Source organism: Streptomyces desertarenae (assembly GCF_042681365.1).
GTDB lineage: Bacteria > Actinomycetota > Actinomycetes > Streptomycetales > Streptomycetaceae > Streptomyces > Streptomyces desertarenae.
In genome coordinates this window covers 1-19,138 of sequence record NZ_JBHUFU010000009.1, presented here as the reverse complement: position 1 = coordinate 19,138, position 19,138 = coordinate 1, and the positions used below count along the sequence as shown (strand labels likewise).

The following is a 19,138-nucleotide window of genomic DNA, read 5'->3' as shown; positions in this document are numbered from 1 at the left end:
CCATGGCACCGCTGAGCAAGTGGTGCGTCGTCGCCAACACGCCCGTCACGGACCTCACCCCGCTGTCGCACCACACCGACCTGGGCGACCTACAGGTGTACCACCGCGGGCCCGAGGGGGCGGCCTTGCCGGACGCTCCGTCCGTCACCCTCGACGTGCGCACCCTGACGCCGGGCCCGTACGCACCCGCCACCGCTTTCACCTCGACCCTGTGCATCGACGCGGAAGCGGTCACGGTGCGGGTCTCGGCCCTCAACGAGGATCCGGTCTACTACGCGGCCAACCGCTTACGAGGCCGTTTCGCGTACTTCACGGACCTGCTGCTGGCCCCCCTCGTGTTACCCGCCCTCGGACTGGACGTCGAACTCACCGGCGACCCACCCGCACACGGACACGGCACGCTCCTGCGGGGTGTCGACCGCCTGCGCCACGGCAGCGTCTCGCGCACTCGCCGAGGCCGCACCGGCTGGCTCACGGAGACGGCCGACGAGCACGATCCGCTGAGCGACTTCCACACACCGCACCGCGACGATCCATCGGCCGCCGGTGAAGCCCAACTCGACGCGCTGACCGCGGAGATCGCCAGGATCCACACGACCGCGCCGAACGGCACCCGCTATGCCACGCTGCTGTCCGGCGGCATCGACTCCGGCACCGTCACCTACCTCGCCGTGACCGGCGGGCTGCCGGTCACCCCCTACAGCGTGGCCACGCCATGGGGCGACGAGCTGGACGACGCGGCCGAACTCTGCGCGGAGCTGGGCGTCGACCTGAAGCCCGTCCACGTGACCGAGGACGAGATCATCGCCTCCATCCCGGAGGCCGTCCGCTGGCTGGGCAGCGTCGACTCCGAGACCGTGGAGGTCGCGCTGACGGCCACCTCCGTGCACCGCCTGGCGGCCGTTCCAGCCGACCGGGTCCTTCTGACCGGCTACGGGAGCGACCTGATCAACGCCGGGCTCTACCGGCCCTACCGTCACCGAGACGAGCTGATCGCCCAGGTCCTGGCCGCGGTGGACCGCACCCGGCTGAGCAACGAACTGTCCAACCGCATGCCGCTGGCCTACGGCACCACCGTGCACCACCCCTTCTGGTCCTGGCCGGTGATGCGCGTCGCCTTGGAGACCGCCCCCGAGTGCAAGGTCAGGGAAGGGCGGGAGAAGTTCCACCTGCGCACCGCCATGGCGGCCCGGGTGCCCAGGCCGATCGCCTGGCGCAGGAAGATCGCCGTCCACCACGGCGGCGGCCTGCAACAGGGAGTGGCGCGCCGTCTGGAGAAGGAGACCGGCGTCCCCCGGCGCGACCTTCTGTACCGGGCCTGCTTCGCCGAACTTCTGGAGCGGGCCGCCGACGGCGAACTGGAACCCGTGGACCCCTGGCCGATCCTCGAACGCGCCGTGCGGAGGGTCCGAGCACGGTAGCCCTCCGACCCTGAACATCCCCGGCCCTCGGCGAACCGCCGAGAAGGCCCCCGGGCCCGGCCTCGCGAGCACGTCGGGACGCTCCGTGGCAGACGAACACGGAACGAGCGCGAAAGGGAACGACCGGACGTGTGCACCGTCTTCTTCAGACTCCGACACGGGGAGCGATCCCCGCTGCTCCTCGGCGCCGTGCGCGACGAATTCACGGACCGTGCCTGGAAGCCCCCGGGACGCCACTGGGACGCCCCCCACCATGGCCTCGTGGGCGGCCTTGATCTCGCCGCCGGGGGGACCTGGCTCGCCCTCGACCCGAACGGTCCGCAGGTGGCCGTGCTGGTCAACGGCGCGGAGGCCGCCGCCCCCGCACCGCCCGGCACCCGAGCCAGCCGCGGCCTGTGCCCGCTGCGCGCCCTGACCGGAACGCTTCCGCCGAGGATGCCGGACCTGCTCGCCATGGGCGGTTTCCACCTTCTGGTCTGCGGCCCCGCCGACGCCTGCCTGTGGAGCTGGAACCGGCGGGAGCTGACCCACCGGAAGGTCCCACCGGGCGACCACGTCCTCACGTTCCACGGCCTCGACGACAAGGGCCACGACCGTGCCGTGGGAGTGCTGCGGGCGTTGAACGACGCCCCGGACATCGATCCGCGGCCCGGCGCCCCTCCGGAGACAGCCTGGAAAGGATGGATGGAGCTGCTCGGCCGAGGAGTGCCGGCGGAGCGCGATCCGCGCAGCCCCCTTGTCGACCGCACCGTCTCCGGCCGAGCCCACCGATCCGTCTCCGCATCACTGATCGCCCTGTCCACACGGCACGTCCGCTTCGACTTCACCGCCGACCCCTGGAACAACGAGGGCTGGTACGAGATATGAGCACCCGTCCCCCACGCCCGGCCCGGCGGCCGGACGTCCTCCCCACCACCCCGACACCGGAAGTCCACCGTGCTTGAGGAGAAGCTCCGGCCCCGTGCCGTACTCGAATCGCCCGTCTGGACGGGCCGTGAGAAACATCCGGGTACGCGCCGCACACCGCTGAGCGGATGCGGCGGTGAGATCGTCGCGGAGGTGGCCCGGCCGAACAGACTCCTGCTCGCCAAGGGAGCGCGGATGGCCGAGGCCGTCGCCGGCGAACTGCGGGAAATCGACGACGACACCTGGTTCGGCTACTTCCGGCGGGCCGCCGACCTGATCGAGCGCGAACTGTCGACCGGCGAGCTCTCCGAGACCGTCCGCGCGATCTCGGACACCACTGGCCTGCCGCGACTCCGGGTGGAGCGAGGCATCACGGCTGTGACCGCGCACATGCGCCGGCTGGCGGACATCATGGCGGCCCAATCGCCGGACGGCAGCGTCTCCGCCTACCGGACGGGCGAGGTCGCGGCCCCCTGGGCATGGCTCCCCGCGGGCCGTACCTGCATGGTGCGGGTGCCAGGCAACTTCCCGACCATCCAGATCGAGTGGCTTCAAACCCTCGCCGCCCGACGCCCCACCCTCGTCAACACCTCCGAACGCGACCCGTTCACCGCCGCGATCTTCGCATCCGCCCTGTACAGAGCCGGGCTGCCCGACGGAGCCGTCTCCCTGTGCCACGGCGACGCCGAGACCTGGGTCCGCCTCGCCGACCAGGTCGTCTGGCCCGGCGAGAACGCTCCTCCGCTGGAACCGTCGCGCCTGAAGACCTACCACTTCGGCCGGAGCAAGGCCGTACTGCTCGACGACGACCCCGCTCCGGAGACATGGACCCGCCTGGCACGCCTCGCCTTCCAGGGGTCCGGCCGGCTGTGCACCAACGTCAGCTCGCTCGCCGTCGTGGGAGACGCCGAATCGGCCGCCACCCGCCTGGCCGAGGCGTTCGACGACCACCCCGTCCTGCCTCTGACGTCACCACGGGCGCGGGTCCCCGCCTTCCCCGACCGCGACCGACTGCACGCCCTGGTACGCCACATCAAGCGCGAAGTGGCGGCCGGCGCCGTCGACGTGACCGCTCGGCACAGCGGCACCCCGCTGCTTGTCGAGATCGACGGTGCCGCCTTCCTGCGCCCCACCGTTCTCCTCACCGACGCCGACTCCCCACTGTTCCGCACCGAACTGCCCTTCCCCTTCACCGCCGTGGCGCGGGTGGACCGGAACCGACTGGGCAGGGCGTGCTCGCACTCCCTGATCGTCTCGGTCGTGGGAGAACACCCCGACGTGGCCAGGACGCTCGCCCAGGAGCCCACCATCACCAAGGTCTTCGGCGGAGACATGTTCGACAGGGGCTACGACCCGGTCGACCCGCAGGAGGGCTACCTCGCCGACTTCCTGTTCCAGAAGAAAGCCCTCCTCCCGTGAGGGACGACACGCACCCGAAGGAGATTCCCGTGCCCCGACCCGCGACGCCCTCTCCTCTCCACGCAGTCGACGACGACCACGTCCGCCGCGTCGTCCGCCGGCACTTCCACCCGGAGACGGGCTCGCCGTTCTGGCTGGAGCGCGACCGCGAACTGGGCGCGAACGCCTACGAGAAGGTCGGCGGACTCGCCGACGCGATGGAACTCGTCGCCCTGCGGGACGCCGAGGACCAGGCGCGGTACGAGGAGGCGGTGCGCCGACGCCCGGTGGAGGACTTCATCCCCCGCGACGTCCTCGCCCGGGAAGAGTTCCTGTGGGCGGCGCAGACCGGCGGCACCACCGGCGTGCCCAAGCACGGCACCTGGGGCTCCACCTACTGGCGGAACGTACTGGACTGGTCCGACTACTTCCTCGACCTGCACGGAGTCGAGCGCGGCGGGAACTGGCTCTTCATGGGCCCCATGGGACCGCACACGACGGGCCGCCTCGTGGTCTCGTACGCGGAGCGCCGGGGCGGTCGCTGCTTCTCCATCGACCTCGACCCCCGCATCGTCAAAGTGTTCGGTGAAGAAGGGATGACCGCGTCCGCCGACCGGTACGTCCGGCACATCTGGGACCAGACCGAGGCCATCGTCCGCTCGCAGGACATCGATGTTCTGTTCTGCACCTCCCGCCTGCTGGAGATGCTGCCCGAGTACCTGGAGCCGTCCCTCCTCCCGGGACTCCGGGCCATCGTCCACGCGGGAACCACCCTGGAGCCGGAGTCCCACCGGATCCTGCGGGAAGAAGTGTTCCCCGGCGTTCCCGTCGTCGGGATGTACGGCACCTCGACCACCGGCGTCAGCTGGCAGAAACCCTTCGAGCCCGAGGACGACCACCGGGTGGTCTACATCCCCGCCTCCCCGCACATCCTCCTGGACGTGGTGGACGAGGACGGGACCGACGTGGAGTACGGCGAGGAAGGGTGGGTGAGGGTCTGGCGGCTCACCGACGACCAGTTGATCCCCGGCTTCCGGGAACGGGACCGGGCACGTCGTGTACGCCCGTACGGAACGGCCGCCGAGACGCATCCCTGGGCCTGGATCGGTGACCCCTACAGCCCCGAGTTCACCGAGTCGGGCAGGGTCGAAGGCGTGTACTGAGGAACGCGCAGACAATTCGCCACGGCGGATCCCGGCAGCGGTCCGCCGGACTGAAGGGGGAAGTGCCCATGCGAATACTCCTGGTGTGGCCGCGCAACGAGCGTGCGGTTCTGAGCGACGAACTCAGCCGCTGCGAGCCCCTGCCGTTGGAGTATCTGGCCGGTGCGCTGCGCGCGCACCACGACGTCACCATCCACGATCTCAGGCTCGACCCCCCGCTGCGGGAGTACGCCGAGGCGAACGAGCCGCCCGACCTCGTCGGGATCGCGGTTCCCTACACCACCAACGTGCCAGTCAGCCGACGGGCGAGCCACGAGGCCAAACGACTGTGGCCGAATGTCCCCGTGGTGCTCGGAGGCCACCACGTGACCGTCTCCCGCGAATGGACGGACGGCTTCGCGGCCGACTACGTGATAGCCGGCGAAGGAGCCGACCCGCTGCTCACACTGATCGGCCACCTCGAGCGCGGCACCCCGGTGGAACCGGTGACCGGGCTGACACCGTACGAGGCCAGATCGGAACTGCGCCGGACCGTCAAACCGGAACCGGCCACCTTGAACTCGCTGCCGCGCCCGGACCGATCCCTGCTGGCCCGGCACCGGAACTCCTACTTCCACTCCCTCTACAACCCCGTGGCGCTGGTCCGGTTCAGCGCGGGCTGCCCCTACCAATGCCACTTCTGCTCGCTCTGGCGGATAACCGACCGGCGCTACCTGGTCAAGGAGGCCGAGCGCGTGGTGAGCGAGCTGGAGGAAATCGAGCAGCGGAACCTGTACGTCGTGGACGACGAGGCCTTCATCCAGCCCGCCCGCATGCTCGAACTGGCAGACGCGATCGACCAGGCGAAACTGGACCGCCGCTACCACATGTACGTACGCACTGACACGGCGCTCCGCCGTCCGGACGTGATCGCCCGCTGGGCGGAGATAGGACTGGATTCCGTACTCGTCGGAGCCGAGTCCATGACGGACGACGAACTGAACGGGTACCACAAGGGCACCAGCGCCCGTCAGACACGAGAGGCGCTCGACCTGTTCCACAGCCTGGGAGTGAAGGTCCGGGCCAATTTCATCGTGCACCCCTCCTGGGACGAGGCGGACTTCGACCGGTTGAGCCGCACCGTCGAGGAACTCGGTGTGGACATGCCCAGCTTCTCCGTGCTGACCCCCCTGCCCGGCACCGACCTCTACGACGAGGTCCGCGACCAACTCGTCGACGACGACCCCGAGCTGTTCGACTGCTACCACTCGCTCTTCCGGACACGGCTCCCGCGGGACCGCTTCTACGACCGGCTCGCCCGGCTGCTCGTCGCGGCCGGATCGCGCGGAGACGGTGAGGAGACGAGTGATCCGTCGGTGTTCTACTACTCCGACAACGACTCCTTCAACCGGATGGTCCAAGCTGTCCGCAGCGGCGGGTTCCAGGAGCCTTCCCCGCCCTCCGGCGGCGCTCCGCTGCCCGAACCGGAGCTTCGCCGATAGCCGCCCGGCCTGTACCGTCTCACAACGGCTTCACCGGCGATGAAACCGGGGTTCCGCCGGGGGCCGCCCCACGGGCGGGCGATCCCTGCTCGTGAGCGGTGATCAGGCGTGGAGTTCCAGCACCGCGCGCAGTGCCGTGCTCACCAGGTTCTGTCCGGTGGATCATGTGGCCTTCTAGCCGGTCGTTCGTTGGTTCGGTCATGGGCCGGGGGGATCCGACGCATCGCGAGTGGTCGTTGCTGGAGCCGCACCTGCCGCCTTCGGGTGGTCGGGGCGGCCGGTGGAACGATCACCGCGCCGTGGCCAACGGGTTCCGGGTCCGGGCCGGTGTCCCGTGGCGTGACCTGCCGGAGCGCTACGGCTCGTGGAAGACCGTCCATGAGCGGCATCGGCGCCGGTCGTCGGACGGCGCCTGGGACCGGCTCCTGCACGCGGTCCAGGCCGACGCCGACCCGGCGGGGCGGGTCGACCGGTCGATGGTCGGCGTCGACTCGACGTCCTACCGGGCCCATCAGCACGCGGTCGGCGCCCGCAAAGCCCGCCTGCGGGTCCCGAGAAAAGGGACGACGCCCCGGCACCACCGCCCCGACGGGGGACCGGGGCGGTCCCGGGGCGGCCCGACCTGCAAGATCCACCTGGCCGGCGAGGGCGGCTGCCGCCCCATGGCCCTCCTGCTCACGCCGGGCCGGTGGGGCGACGCCCCGCAGCCGGCCGAGGTGCTGGGCCGGATCCGGATCCCCCGGCCACTGGGCGGACGCCCCCGGACCCGGCCGGACCACGTCAGCGGCGACACGGCCTACAGCTCCCGCCGCAACCGCCGCTACCTGTGAAAACGCCGCATCCGGCACACCATCCCGGAACCGAAGGACCAACGGGCCAACCGGCAGCGCAGGGGCAGCGCGGGCGGCAGGCCGACCGGCTTCGACCGCGACCACTACCGGCGCCGCAACGAGGTCGAGCGGACCATCAACCGGCTCGAGAACTCCCGCACGGTCGCGACCCGTTACGACAAACGGGCCTACGTCCTCCACGGCGCCGTCACCGCCGCAGCAGTCCGGCTCTGGCTCCGCCAGTGATCCGCCGGACAGAACCCAGGTGGGCAGCCTGCCGAAGCGGGAAGAAGATCAACAAGCGGGGGCATCCGGCCCCGGCGCAGGCGCGGTGCCCAGGCTCGGGTTGCCGGGCGGGCGTCGCATGGGTCGGGGTTGACCCGGCGTAGAGGGGCTTGTTTGCCGCGGACCGGGCGGGCGAGACCGTGAGGTGCGCGCCCGGTGGCAGCCGCGAGTGAAGGAGCGGGCCCGCCGCCGGGCTGCGACCGCCGGCGGCATCGCGGTGGAGGCCCGCGCCCGGTTCGGCTTCACCGCCGCCCCGACTCCACCGACGACGGCCGGATGCGCCGCGTCCCCCAGCACCTGCCGCCCGCCTGTCCGACGCCCAGGCCGCCGGCGCCTCCGACACCCAGTGAGCGTTTTCCAACCTCAGTTTGAGCACGTCAGGTGGGGTGAGGAACGCCTGGACGAGGCTGGTGATGCGGGTGGTGGAGCATCAGAGCCTGCGCAGTAGCCGCCAGGGCTTGAGGGCGGCCACCGCCTGCTCGCCTGAAGCGCGGATACGGGGGAGCGGTTGTGAGCCTGCTGACCTGTGGGGAACGTTTTCCAGCGGTCCCAGTAGGGCACCCGCGGGGTGCCGCACCGTGCAACGCCTGCTGCCGCGTGGCGGCTGGAGAGCGCTGACACTCGGCCTCTCAGGGACGCTGCGGAGCATGCGGCGCCCCACTCCGTTGGCCCTGCCGTGTACCGCATCCTGCCTCTCTTCCGGGACGGCCTGCGCACCGTCTTCGTCCCCAGTGAGCAGTTGGTCCGCTGGCAGATGCGAGGCGATCCGGCCGACTTCCCCGAGCGCGTCGAGGCCGACCGGCAGGGCCCACCGGAATGGGAGGGGATCGGCTACCCCCCAGCAGCGTCGCGGCCCCGGTCCTGAGCCGACGCGTCGCCGACCGCGTCCGGACTGCAGGCGCCACATGGGCGCCCGCCCGGCCTTGTCGGCGATTTCACGGGCGTCTCGCGGCCACGGGGCGTGCCCCCGGTCGGCCATCCACCGGAAGCGGTCGGCCGCCAGGCACTCGATGTCGCTGCGGTCGCTCACGGAGGCGGGGCGCATGCGGTACAAGAAGACACTCCCGGGTCATGGTGTGCAGCAGGACCCTACGGGCGAGAGGCAGACGATCGATGATGAAGGCACTCACGTTGGCGGACCTGCCGAGGCCGGTCCGCGATGCTGTATCCAGGCATACGGGTCCGGTTCTGTCGGTCGATGCGGTCACCACAGCCTCGCCGTTGTCTCCGGCGGCACCGCCCGCGCCCGGGGCCACAATCCCAACGGCGAACTCGGCGACGGCACCGCCACCAACCGCACCACCCCGGTACTCGCGATCGCTGAGAACAGCTACACCACCAAGGTCGCGGCCCCCGTCCTCGGACAGCACAGCTACGCCGGCTGACCCCTGCCACCGGGTCAGGGCCGCGCCCTGGCCCACTCCCCAATCGGCTCGACCGCTGACACCGTGCCGCCGCAGACCTTTGCGGGCCTGCGGCGGCACCAGCATGCGTGAGGTAACCGAACCGGAGAGGTAAAGGGGAAGCCCCGGATCCTCACACGCGGCGGCCTACCGCGCTGATCGGGGGACTCCCAGCTCACCCGCCCCGTCTCTTGCCGAGGCCGCAGCGAGACGAGACGGGCCTGAAGAAGTAGTCGCCACCCCACTCCGCCGCCGGCGCACCGTCCCCGTCGGGCCGCGGGCAAGGCTGCCGGTGGGCCGTCGAGTGACCCTCTCCCGACGGCCTGTCCGCAGCGGGCTGGGGGATGGGCCGTGCCCGGCGGCGGAGGAGGAGGTCAATCGGGGCGCGGGCCGGAACCTCTTCGGCCAGGGCCGGTACCCGGACGCGGAGCGGACCCTGACCGACCGGTCCGCGGCGGCGGATTCTCACCGGCGGCGGTGGGCCGGGGCGCGCGGCGAGCGTGCAAAGGCCCTCGGTGTTGACTTGGCTCTCCCGATCGCAACCCGTTGCCTATCCGCTACGGGCGCTCGGCGATGACGAGACCCCATCATCGAGTTGTTCGGGCGTAGCCGCGACAGCCACTCCCTCTGCCGCGCTCACGCCGCCGGCAGAGGCGAACTCGACAGCGGTGGCGTCACCCGGCCCTGGTTGGGGCCGGTCGTTCCGTCAGCGATGGCCGGGTCGCTCTCCTCACCGGCTACGCCGGTGAGGAGAGCGACCACCGCATGGCCTTGCGGACGGCCGGGCGACTTTGTGATCACCCTCCTGTCACTTCTGCCACGCGGAGGTTCCTCAGCTCGCCGGTTCCCGCGACCGCCTTGGACGGGTACAGCATCTGGACCTGCACCGTCAGGCCGGCGCCCGGCTCGATCGTGTGCTTCCCGTCTCCAGGGGAGGCGAGGACGACCGAGCCGTTCTGGCCGTCCTCCTTCACCTGGTACCACTGCTGCTGGACCGGGTTAACCCTGGTCCCCTCGGGCACGTCGAAGCGGATTTCCCACTCCACGACCCGGTCCTGGTTGGCGCGCATCTTCAGATTGCTGCTGACGACATGGCCGAGGGCGTCCTCGGGCCACGTCTGCTGCCACTGGCCGGCGATCTCCTGGTCGGCGTTCGCCGGGGGGATCGTGACCTGTGTCCGTATCGAGTCGTGGTGCTGCAGCGCCGCGTTGGCCCGGGTGGGGGAGCTGATCAGTGCGGCACAGGTCATGGGGCCTTCGTATGCCGGATCGATCTTGCCGCTGAGCACGATCTGCGCCGAGCGGTCCACGGGGAGATCCACCGGCTGGTGCAGCCCGTCCGAGGTGGAGGCCGGGCCGCACACGGCTCCGTCCCTCGCTGTGCACTCCACGCGCACGTCGGAGAGCTGCGTGGGGATGGTGCCTTCGACGAGGGCGTCGGGCGCGTCGTTGGGGCCGGAGTTGGACACGTTGACCAGGTAGTGGATGCGCTGCCCGGCGTCGGCCTGGATGGGGCCCTCCATGTCCAGCGACATGTGGACCGGCAGGGCCACCTTCAGGTTCCTGATCTGGTGGGAGGCTGTGGCGCCGCCTGTGCCGGCGGAGAAGCCCAGTTTGAAGGTGGGGGGCATCTGCTGCTGTCCGGGCTGGTCGGTCAGCGGGTAGTCGTCGAGCAGAAGGGTGCCGTTGGGGTCGGCCGTGCTGGAGCGGCGGACGGTGAGGCGGCCGTCGATGACGGAGACTTGGAGGTGGGCACCCGCCTTCCAGTCTGCGCGGAATCCGTTGGGGACCTGGACTCCGGTGAGCCACCTGAAGCCTTCCGTTCCGCTGCCGGAACCGCGGACTCCCAGCATGTTGGAGCGGCTGCCGGGGCCGTCCGGGCCGGCGAGATCGGAGGCGAAGTTGCCGAAGTTGTCGAAGCCGATGCCGACGTATCCGCCGGTGACCCCCGGCTGGGGTGGTGTGGCGCGGCGTTCCATGGCGTAGCCGAGCCCTGCGCCGAGGCCGCCGGGCTCGGTGGTGTACTGTCCGTCGATGAGGTAGACGCAGAAGCCGTCGCCCAGGCCGAAGGTCGGGTCGATTCCACCGGCCACGGCGAAGTCGAAGTCGATGGTCACCCCGAGCTTGGAGCTGAACGCCTGGTCGAGGAACGCGGTGCCGGCCTTGCCCTTCTGGTTCGGCGTGAGTTCCAGGCTGCCGTTGAGCGCGGCGCTGCCCCTCAGTTTCCAGTGGGGGTTGGCGGTGTGCCCGGAAGTGAAGGGCTCGATGACCGGAAACTCCACCTGACGTGTGGCCCTTGCTGTCCGAGAGGCAATCTGGGTGGTCATGTGCACCTGCCTTTGACGATGTCGGTGATCTTCGGAATGCCCTGACGGCCCATGCCGACGAGGCGGGACCACAGTGCGGAGTCACCAGGGACCATGACCCATAAACTGCTGTATTTTTCAATAAAAGGGGCATATGGCGTTTGCTGTCCGTGTTGGCCCTTACTCCTGTTTCGAACCCAGGTCAGGGCCTGGAAGTGGTGGCGGAGTAACGAGGTCGGCGACCCTGACATGCTCCTCGGCCACTCCATCTGCCGCCGCGTCCGGCCCGGTATCCCATCCGGCGACACCGGTGACTGATGTCCACACTGGCCACTGGCCACTCCACCGGCCCGGCCGGGGTGTGGCCTGAAGCCGGTTTTCGTGGAGTCCTGGTGGGGAACTCCGACGCGGTCTACTCGCCCGGGCCCGGCCCGGACAAGTCGATCACACAGATCAATGACGACCTGGTCGTCCAGACCGACCCACCGCCCGGGGCGGGAGCTCCACTAGGACTTGTCCGGCCGATCATGTTTGTAGCCAGATGGTGAGGGCTGCGGCGGTTGCGGTGCCGAGGTGGACGTAGCCGCGTTTGTCGTAGCGGGTGGCGACCGCCCGGTGTTGTTTCAGGCGGTTGATCGCGCGCTCGATGGTGTTGCGTTTCTTGTGCCGCTCTTCGTCGAAGCCGGGTGGCCGTCCGCCGCGGGAGCCCTTGCGCAGGCGGGCGGCCTGGCTGTCGGTCTTCTCCGGGATGGTGTGCCGGATGCCCCGGCGTCGCAGGTATGCACGGACGGGCCGGTTGCTGTAGGCCTTGTCGGCCGCCAGGCTCGCGGGCTTCCCGCGCGGCCTGCCCGGACCGGTCCGCGGCACTCGGATCTTCTCCAACACGTCGATGAACTGGGTGCAGTCTGCCCGCCGGCCTGCGGTGACGATCAGGGACAGCGGGCGGCAGCGGCCGTCCGCACTCAGATGGAGCTTGCCGGTGAACCCGCCGCGCGAGCGCCCCAGGCCCTCACCTCCTGCACCACCTCCACCAGGCGGGCCGGCAGACTCTGCCAGGGTGTTTCGCCCTGGTGTTCTGCGGCTTCGACCCCCTTTGGTGCAGGCGGCGGCTCGGTGCGGGCGCCGGCGGCGTGCTGGTGGGCCCGCACGATGGTTTCAGTCCACCGAGACGTCCCAGTCGATTTTGCCGGCCGCGTCGGCCGCAGCCTGGACCTGCTGGAGCAGACGCTCCCAGGTTCCGTCGGCCGACCACAGGCGGTGGCGTTCGTAGACCGTCTTCCACGGCCCGAACCGTTCGGGCAGGTCACGCCACTGAACGCCGGTCCGCACCCGGTGCAGAATCCCGTCGATCACCTGCCGGTGGTCCCGCCACCGGCCACACCGCCCGTTGCTGACCGGCAGGAATGGCCGCAGTCGTTCCCACTCGGCATCCGTCAGATCACCCCGGCCCATGCTCACCTCAACGACCCGGACATGGAGCAGTCACAAGATCGACCGGACAAGTCCTAAACGAAAACAGCCCCCACCCGGACATAACCGCAGCTCAGCAAGCGTCGGCCCCGCACCCGCGGGGATGGTCCGGCGCTCACCCGGGCGGGTGGTGACGCAGGCGGGTCGGCCCTGCACCCGCGGGGATGGTCCACCCGACCACGGGATGCGACCGTGTATCGGAGGGCTGCGACAACTGCTACGCGCTGACGTTGGCCAAGCGCCTGAAGGCGGTGGGCTCGCCGAAGTATCAGGCCGACGGTGACCCGCGGACCTCCGGCCCCGGGTTCGGGCTGACGCTTCACCCGGACGCCCTGCGGGTGCCTTACGGGTGGAAGAGCCCGCGCACGGTGTTCGTGAACTCCATGAGCGGCCTCTTCCACGCCCGGGTGCCACTGGACTACGTGCGCCGGGTCTTCGAGGTGATGGCCGACACCCCGCAGCACACCTACCAGGTACTGACCAAGCGGGCACGGCGTCTTCGGCAGGTCGCTGGCCATCTGGAGTGGCCGGACAACTTACGGAGTATTCGGCAAGCGTGAGTGGCGACTCCGTGGATAATCCTCCACTTGGGTGAGGCCCCTGCCCCGGGTCTGACCACCAACGTCCCCAGCGTCAACGGTCCGAGCGCAGTCGCCGCGGGCCGTTCACCGTCCCCGAGGAGGACCTCCTCGGGAGACCTGCCGCCTCTCCTCTGACCAGGCAGAGGTACCGCCGTGGAGCCTATCGAAGATGCTTGAGCGCTATCCGGTCTGTTTCAGAGGGCGATCCGCCGAGCCGGTGGACAACTACCCACTGTCCGCACGGTGAGGCCCAGGCTGACAGGTAAGCGTGGCGGGTGCCGCCGTTGTGCCACAGCAGGGAACCGGATTTCATCCAGGTGGGGGCCGGCTCTCCCAGAGCGCGGTCAACGATCAACCCTGTGACCATGGTGGCGACGGTGCGGACGGTGGCCCATAGTCCTCCGGCCGGCAGGATTGCTCCGTCCAGTGTCCAGGGTGTGAGCTTGCGGCGGAACTTCTCGGCACGAGCCGGTTGTCCAAGGGCGGATGCGGCGTCATCGCAGTGGACGGCAGGCCAAGAGGCGCGAGGACGCGGTCATGGATCAAGTCCTCGTATCGGCAGCCTGTGGCGGCGGCCAGTGCAGCGCCAAGGATCGCGTAACCGAGGTTGGAGTACTCCTCGCGGCTCCCCGGGCTGGATGTGGCGAGTTCGTTCAGGTGGGGCAGCAGATCCCACAGGGATTGGTCGGTGAAGTTCCTGTAGGGGTCTTGGGAGCGAGTCCTGGGGGGAGGCGGGGGGGCCGGATGTGTGCTGTGCGAGGTGCCGCAGCGTGATAGCTGTGCTTTTCGGCGCTGGCAGCCAGTGGCTGATGGGCTCGTCGAGTGAGACCGTTCCCGTGGCCGCCAGTTGCATGAGCAATGCCCCGGTGACGACTTTGGTCGGTGAGCCCAGCTAAATGAACTGATCCGGGCTGTGCCCGTTCGAGGCTTGGAGGCGGGTATTGCTGCTTCCCAGGACGCAGGTGGGTGTTCGGAACATCATCGCGGCAGGCTTCCTCTTCCCTGATCGCCGTGTCTGCCGGGCGTTGCATGCCGGCCCGGCCCCGAAGGTGGGCAGGTGTGTGTTGGTGGGTTCCTCCAACCTGGGTCGGCCTTGGCGGCCGAGGTGTTGAAAGCCAGGCGTGCGCCTTCGCCGTGCGAGCGGATCCGGTCGCATGCAGTCGGCCCAGGGGGAGTGGACCGAAGCGGTCGTTCCGTCAAGCCAAGGCTGTCTTGTGAATCAGCGTGTCCGTGCAGTTGGCCGGAGCAGAGAGGCGGTGGTTCCCCGCTGGTGAGGCGCGTCAGCGGTGAGCTGCGGCAACCGGCTGTTCTCGAATGACCTCAGTGGCAGGAAGCAGCCGGTGGCGGCCAGGACTGGCGGTGCGCCGCCGCGGGACGCCGACTGCCACACCTTGGAGTGGGGGCGGTTCACTCGTTGACCAGCTTGTTTTTGAGGAAGGGGTAGACGACCGCATATCCGGCAGCTACGCAGGCAGCGACGATGGAGGTCCACCGCAGGGCCTTGGACCATTCCTGTCCAAAGAAATGAGCTGTGCCGGTGAGCACGAGCAGCGTGATCACCGACATGATCAGGGCTGACCATAGGTAGTCGATGCGTGTCTTGATCTTGCCGGGCAGGAAGTTGGACAGCAGCTCCGCTAATACCATCATGCTGGGGCCTCCGACTCTTGTCGTGTGGCAGGTTCCGGCTGCGCAATGGGCCGAGGGCCCTTGGCTCCGGGCTGGACACGATCATCCCATGTGTCTCGGCGCGTCGTCCGCTCGGAGGTCCTGCGGGCGAGTGCGAGGGCTTTGTCGATGGCTCCGCTGAGGAAGATCAGGTCGCACGCCACCATGGTGAGCGCGAAGCTGGTCAGGCCCATCAGGACGGCGATAGACAGGTGGAAGCCGATGGAGGCCAGGGCAGCCCACGGGCGGAGGCGGGGTACGAGGATGCCCATCGGGAAGTAAATCTGGAAGAGGACGGAGATGTAAGTGCCCAGGTACACCAGCAAGTCGTTGCCGTATACCAGTTCGGAGACACCAGGCAGGGTGAACTCGGGGACGCGGAGAATGTAGAAGAGAGCGGTGCCGTCCTGCCAGACATCGCCTTGGACCTTGAACAGTCCACTGACCATGTAGACCAGACAGATCTGTACCGCGATCGCCAGGACACCAAGGTTATGCAGCGGCGTCGACAGAGTCTTGATGCTGCCGGGAATCCTGCGAGTGAGACGGCGAGCGGCGCCGGTAGGGAACGAGAATCGGTCGTAGCAGCGGGTCAGCAGCATAGGGATCACGATGTAGGCGAGATTGTCACCGCCGTCGATAATCGCGATCTGCCGCTGGTAGACGGACCACAGGAAGACCCAGTGCACCGCGAGGCCGACCCGGCCTCCGACGCCCAGCATGACTGCCAGCGCAGCGAGTGCTCCTGCGTGGAAGACGATCTCAGACCAGGTGGGTAAGGCGCTCCACGCGTAGAGGCTGAAAGTTCCTGTGTCGTTTATCTGGCGGATAAAATCGTCATGGGGGATCACTCCGTTGGGGCCGAAAAGGTAATGGCGTTCACTGTACTGACTCACATAGAACATGAGTCCGACGAACCCTAGTACAGCTCGCGCTGCCGATACCCCTAGGATGCCTCTTGGGCAGCTGGCCCACTTGTCAAGACCGACAAGGATCTTTCTCATCGCAGTTCCTTTGCCTTCAGCCAGGGAAAGTCCTCCACCTCAATCTTCTCCTTGGCCTGCGGATTGTTGCGCTGCGACCAAAAAGGGAGATGATTAATGTACATGCGGACCTGTATTTCATCGAACTTCCCCCACACGCTGTCGGCATCTGGCTCGTGGAGTAGCGAGCAAGAAAGGAGATCGTGTCGGTTCTGCTATTTTTCTCGAAAGGCGTCAGGGGCAGGGCCGGCTTCTTGTCGTTCTGAGAATTTCTGCGAATACGGTTAAGCAGTTCATCGCTGTTGTTGATGGCCTGGAGGCCGTTCGTCACTAGCCGTGACATGCGAGACGGGAAGAAACGGCTGTCCTGCGCCGCCTTGATGTGAGGGTAGGTGACATCGTAGAAGTCGGTCACCGTGCCGTCTGAGCATTTGGCGCGGGCTAGTATTCCCCGGTCGTCGGTAATGGGGTCGGGAGCGAACAGCATTCAGTTCTGGGAGAAATACGGGGAGAGGTAGGAGTCAACGGATTCGTAGTAGCGGACTTTGGCGGGGCTGAGGGGCGCCTGGGAGAGAGCCGCCATGGCGAAGTGACCGCCCAGGAGGGCGGCACCGACCAACAGCGCCGCCCTCCTGAGACCCAGGTGCTGCTGTGTCACTTGTCGAAGACCACGTCCGCTGAGACGGGTGCGTCGGAGGACACACCGGCCGGCGGGGTCCCGTACAGACTGCCGATCAGGCCATAGTTGCTGGCAGCGGAACCCGCCGCCCTGGCGTGGACAGTCGCCTTCCCGGCGGCATTGCCGACCGCGCTGGCGGCCTTAGAGCCTGTCTCTTTAACCAGTGAGTGACTCGTGGTGTGGCTGGTTAGTCTGCTGCGATGATGGACAACGAGCTGATCGTTGACCTGCGCGGCCGGCTGATCGAGACACTCAACGACTTCTGGGACGCGGTGAGCGAGCCATGCGGTCTGCCAGAGTGGTTCGGTCGGAACCTGGACGCGTGGTCAGACACGATCCAGACCCGGGGCATCTCTAAGGTCATCGACAGCCACGACATCCTGATCGTGCACGTCGACCAGCAGGGTCTCTTCGACGGACATCGGCAGGAGGCCGACGTCCTGGTCAGCATCTTTGACGGAGAGCAGAATCGACTCATCCCATGGGCTGGCCTGACGAACCCTTTGGGCGCTTTGCTCAGTGCCGAGTCCAGATGAGGATGGCAGCAAGGTGGAGTGCGGCCTGGTAAGTGATGGCGAGCTTGTCCGTCCGCATGGCGAGACCGCGCCATTGCTTGAGTCGCGCGATGCACCGCTCGACGGCATTGCGCTCCTTGTATATCTCTGCGTCGAAGCCGGGCGGGCGGCCTCCGGCGCGGCCTCGCCTCAGGCGATGGCCAATCTGGTCGGCGGGCTGCGGAATGACCGCACGGATGCCACGTCGACGGAGGTACCCACGGATCGCGCGGGAAGAGTAGGCGCGATCCGCAAGGACGACTGTAGGGCGGGTTCTTGGCCTGCCAAGTCCGCTCCGCGGGATTCGGATCCCGGCCATGACCGCCTCGAAGGCCGGCGCGTCACCGGCCTGGCCTGCGGTGACGTGGATGGACAGAGGCCGTGCCCGGCTGTCACTGGCCAGGTGGACCTTCGTGCTCAAGCCATCGCGGGAGCGGCCGAGAGCGTGGTCCTCGGGCTCGAAACGACCGGGCGCCCCTTTTTCCTGGCTCCGGTCGAATGCTGGTGAGCCCGGCAGACGGTGGAGTCCACCGAGACTGTCCAGCCCAGGTCGTCATCGGCGTCCGCCGCTGCAAGGACGGCCGCGAGGACCCGTTCCCATGTGCCGTCCCTGGCTCACCTGATCAGGCGTTTGTGCGCAGTTTGAAAGGGGTCGAGCTCTTCTGGCAGGTCGCGCCAGGGCGAGCAGGTGCGGTACTTCCACACGATGGCTTCCAGGGTCCGACGGTGATCGGCCCACCGTCGTCCACGGACCGGATCGGCCGGCATCAGCGGCTCGATCCGATCCCACATCGCATCAGTGATCACTAACCGGACAGTCACACCCGATCAACTGATCAACCCATCAAAGAGACACGCTCTAGGTCCGTGATCGTGTATGGGCGCCGACGGGCGGGCCTCCTGTCGGTGTTGTTGCAGGTCAGGCAGGGGTTGCGCGGCTAACCCCTGCATCCCTCACTGTGCTGCCGGCTGCGGCAGTCGCTCGCCGGTTCCCACGTGGGGGCGAGCGTTTCCGCCGCGTGCGTCCACAACGAAGGAGCGGGAGGCACTGGTGTGTGCCTGCGTGCCCTGACTCAGATGGAGGAGTCCATATGTCCGCGCTTGTTCTGCTGGTTGTTCTGTTGATGGTCCTGGTGGGCCTGATGTTCGTTGGTGGGCTCGGCTATGCCGTCCACCGTCACCCGACCCTCGCCCAGCCGCTGACGGCCGCTGTGAGCGGGGCGATGCTGCTGGCGGCCTTGGTGACGCTCGTCGTCAGTACCGCGGCCCGGTAAGCCGGGCCGCCGTGTCACCCGCCTCGGTGGCACGGCCGGAGTCGACGGCGACCGCCCCTTGTTCGCCATCGACCGCAAGGTGGTCAAGGAGGCGATCGCCGATGGTTCGAAGGTCACGGCCACAGCCGCCGGGATGGTCCTCGGAACGCCAGCCCAAAACTGGTCCTCTATCACCGGCTCTTTTTTCGATGACGTTCCGTCCCCTCTCAACCGCTTTTCGAGTGGGAGGGGACGGAACGACCTGATGAGGTTTTTCGGGGCGGGGCGGGAATCCCCGCCCCGAGAATTTCGGTGACTCGTCGAATTTTCCTACCCCTGGGAGAGGGTGACACGGATCCCCAGACTCCACACAGGCATGAATCATGATGCATGATCACCCCGACCACCTCTGGCCCGTGACCATACCCGACTGCGCCCACCTTCCCCACGACAGCTGGCTGCCCGCGCAGCGGGTCCAACACCCGCCCGGGGTTTACCCGCTGACGGCCTACCACGCTGGGCCCACGGGTCGGGTGTTCCGGGGGTGGAGCGGAGCGGAACCCCCGGCCCGCGAGCGGGCCGCCTTCGGCCGTGGTGAGCGCAGCGAACCGGCGGCCGGCCCCGGAAGGGCGGAGCCCGCCCGGGGCGCCGGGCCGCGAAGCGGCCCCTGGCCGGGCTGAGCCCGGCCCGCCCGAGCGGAGCGAGGGCGCCTGGCCCGGCGCGAAGCGCCGGGCTGTCGGGCCGAGCGGAGCGAGGC

At 68.5% G+C, this 19,138-nt stretch carries 14 protein-coding genes and 5 pseudogenes; 11 read left to right on the top strand and 8 right to left on the bottom strand.

Annotated features, from left to right (window positions below; translation table 11 throughout):
* The first annotated feature begins 2 nt into the window (after positions 1–2).
* The 6 genes and pseudogenes from ACFSJS_RS16090 (at position 3) to ACFSJS_RS16065 (ending at position 7,445) form a co-directional block, all read left to right on the top strand.
* A complete protein-coding gene (locus tag ACFSJS_RS16090) occupies positions 3–1,421 on the top strand; it encodes an asparagine synthase-related protein (RefSeq protein WP_380900861.1) in 1,419 nt (472 codons plus the stop codon).
* A gap of 129 nt (positions 1,422–1,550) precedes the next feature.
* Positions 1,551–2,288 carry an NRDE family protein gene (locus tag ACFSJS_RS16085; RefSeq protein ID WP_380900859.1) on the top strand — a complete coding sequence of 246 codons (738 nt, stop codon included), beginning with the start codon at positions 1,551–1,553 and terminating at the stop codon, positions 2,286–2,288.
* 69 nt (positions 2,289–2,357) lie between these two features.
* Positions 2,358–3,746: an aldehyde dehydrogenase family protein gene (locus ACFSJS_RS16080; RefSeq protein WP_380900857.1), complete on the top strand. Its 1,389-nt coding sequence runs from the start codon at positions 2,358–2,360 to the stop codon at positions 3,744–3,746.
* A 29-nt stretch (positions 3,747–3,775) separates the two neighbouring features.
* Complete coding sequence (locus ACFSJS_RS16075; protein ID WP_380900855.1) at positions 3,776–4,888, top strand: AMP-binding protein; 1,113 nt, start codon at positions 3,776–3,778, stop codon at positions 4,886–4,888.
* Between the two features lie 68 nt (positions 4,889–4,956).
* On the top strand, positions 4,957–6,369 hold the full coding sequence (locus ACFSJS_RS16070; protein WP_380900853.1) for a B12-binding domain-containing radical SAM protein: 1,413 nt from the start codon (positions 4,957–4,959) through the stop codon (positions 6,367–6,369).
* A 200-nt stretch (positions 6,370–6,569) separates the two neighbouring features.
* Positions 6,570–7,445: pseudogene (locus ACFSJS_RS16065) on the top strand (IS5 family transposase).
* Positions 7,446–7,917: 472 nt separating this feature from the next.
* Here the strand turns inward: ACFSJS_RS16065 and ACFSJS_RS16060 are convergent.
* Positions 7,918–8,057: pseudogene (locus ACFSJS_RS16060) on the bottom strand (IS5/IS1182 family transposase); the annotation flags it as partial.
* Positions 8,058–8,160: 103 nt separating this feature from the next.
* Here ACFSJS_RS16060 and ACFSJS_RS16055 point away from each other — a divergent pair.
* Positions 8,161–8,349, top strand: a complete 189-nt coding sequence (locus ACFSJS_RS16055) for a hypothetical protein (protein ID WP_380900851.1) — start codon at positions 8,161–8,163, stop codon at positions 8,347–8,349.
* Between the two features lie 178 nt (positions 8,350–8,527).
* Entirely contained in the window at positions 8,528–8,869 is a 342-nt protein-coding gene (locus ACFSJS_RS16050; protein WP_380900849.1) for a hypothetical protein, read from the top strand.
* An 815-nt stretch (positions 8,870–9,684) separates the two neighbouring features.
* Here the strand turns inward: ACFSJS_RS16050 and ACFSJS_RS16045 are convergent.
* Together ACFSJS_RS16045 and ACFSJS_RS16040 are read right to left on the bottom strand one after the other, a co-directional pair.
* A complete protein-coding gene (locus ACFSJS_RS16045) occupies positions 9,685–11,169 on the bottom strand; it encodes an L-type lectin family protein (RefSeq protein WP_380900847.1) in 1,485 nt (494 codons plus the stop codon).
* Positions 11,170–11,718: 549 nt separating this feature from the next.
* A pseudogene (locus tag ACFSJS_RS16040) lies at positions 11,719–12,645 on the bottom strand (IS5 family transposase).
* A gap of 182 nt (positions 12,646–12,827) precedes the next feature.
* Here ACFSJS_RS16040 and ACFSJS_RS16035 point away from each other — a divergent pair.
* A complete protein-coding gene (locus ACFSJS_RS16035; RefSeq protein WP_380900845.1) occupies positions 12,828–13,223 on the top strand; it encodes a DUF5131 family protein in 396 nt (131 codons plus the stop codon).
* A 372-nt stretch (positions 13,224–13,595) separates the two neighbouring features.
* Here ACFSJS_RS16035 and ACFSJS_RS16030 read toward each other — a convergent pair.
* The 4 genes and pseudogenes from ACFSJS_RS16030 to ACFSJS_RS16015 form a co-directional block, all read right to left on the bottom strand.
* Positions 13,596–14,097 (bottom strand): annotated as a pseudogene (locus tag ACFSJS_RS16030) (serine hydrolase).
* Between the two features lie 554 nt (positions 14,098–14,651).
* Positions 14,652–14,894, bottom strand: a complete 243-nt coding sequence (locus ACFSJS_RS16025; RefSeq protein ID WP_380900843.1) for a hypothetical protein — start codon at positions 14,892–14,894, stop codon at positions 14,652–14,654.
* Positions 14,891–15,817 carry an HTTM domain-containing protein gene (locus ACFSJS_RS16020; protein ID WP_380900841.1) on the bottom strand — a complete coding sequence of 309 codons (927 nt, stop codon included), beginning with the start codon at positions 15,815–15,817 and terminating at the stop codon, positions 14,891–14,893. Before ACFSJS_RS16020 ends, ACFSJS_RS16025 begins: the two co-directional genes overlap by 4 nt.
* Before the next feature lie 115 nt (positions 15,818–15,932).
* On the bottom strand, positions 15,933–16,382 hold the full coding sequence (locus ACFSJS_RS16015) for a DUF5819 family protein (protein WP_380900839.1): 450 nt from the start codon (positions 16,380–16,382) through the stop codon (positions 15,933–15,935).
* 392 nt (positions 16,383–16,774) lie between these two features.
* Here ACFSJS_RS16015 and ACFSJS_RS16010 point away from each other — a divergent pair, with 392 nt between their 5' ends.
* The gene (locus ACFSJS_RS16010; RefSeq protein ID WP_380900837.1) at positions 16,775–17,110 is read left to right on the top strand and encodes a barstar family protein; all 336 of its coding nucleotides are present in this window, start codon (positions 16,775–16,777) and stop codon (positions 17,108–17,110) included.
* Here the strand turns inward: ACFSJS_RS16010 and ACFSJS_RS16005 are convergent.
* A pseudogene (locus ACFSJS_RS16005) lies at positions 17,091–17,950 on the bottom strand (IS5 family transposase). The gene ACFSJS_RS16010 and the pseudogene ACFSJS_RS16005 sit on opposite strands and share 20 nt — an antisense overlap.
* A 269-nt stretch (positions 17,951–18,219) precedes the next feature.
* Between ACFSJS_RS16005 and ACFSJS_RS16000 the strand changes: the two are divergent.
* The gene (locus ACFSJS_RS16000; RefSeq protein WP_380900835.1) at positions 18,220–18,402 is read left to right on the top strand and encodes a hypothetical protein; all 183 of its coding nucleotides are present in this window, start codon (positions 18,220–18,222) and stop codon (positions 18,400–18,402) included.
* The last annotated feature ends 736 nt before the right edge of the window (positions 18,403–19,138 follow it).

What these genes read in the sequence shown, in the direction of transcription:
- ACFSJS_RS16090 (WP_380900861.1), top strand. Translation starts at nt 3, where the DNA reads ATGGCACCGCTGAGCAAGTGGTGCGTCGTCGCCAACACGCCCGTCACG.
- ACFSJS_RS16070 (WP_380900853.1), top strand. Translation starts at nt 4,957, where the DNA reads ATGCGAATACTCCTGGTGTGGCCGCGCAACGAGCGTGCGGTTCTGAGC.
- ACFSJS_RS16050 (WP_380900849.1), top strand. Translation starts at nt 8,528, where the DNA reads ATGCGGTACAAGAAGACACTCCCGGGTCATGGTGTGCAGCAGGACCCT.
- ACFSJS_RS16035 (WP_380900845.1), top strand. Translation starts at nt 12,828, where the DNA reads ATGGTCCACCCGACCACGGGATGCGACCGTGTATCGGAGGGCTGCGAC.
- ACFSJS_RS16025 (WP_380900843.1), bottom strand. Translation starts at nt 14,894, where the DNA reads ATGATGGTATTAGCGGAGCTGCTGTCCAACTTCCTGCCCGGCAAGATC.
- ACFSJS_RS16020 (WP_380900841.1), bottom strand. Translation starts at nt 15,817, where the DNA reads ATGTTCTATGTGAGTCAGTACAGTGAACGCCATTACCTTTTCGGCCCC.
- ACFSJS_RS16015 (WP_380900839.1), bottom strand. Translation starts at nt 16,382, where the DNA reads ATGCTGTTCGCTCCCGACCCCATTACCGACGACCGGGGAATACTAGCC.
- ACFSJS_RS16010 (WP_380900837.1), top strand. Translation starts at nt 16,775, where the DNA reads ATGATGGACAACGAGCTGATCGTTGACCTGCGCGGCCGGCTGATCGAG.
- ACFSJS_RS16000 (WP_380900835.1), top strand. Translation starts at nt 18,220, where the DNA reads ATGTCCGCGCTTGTTCTGCTGGTTGTTCTGTTGATGGTCCTGGTGGGC.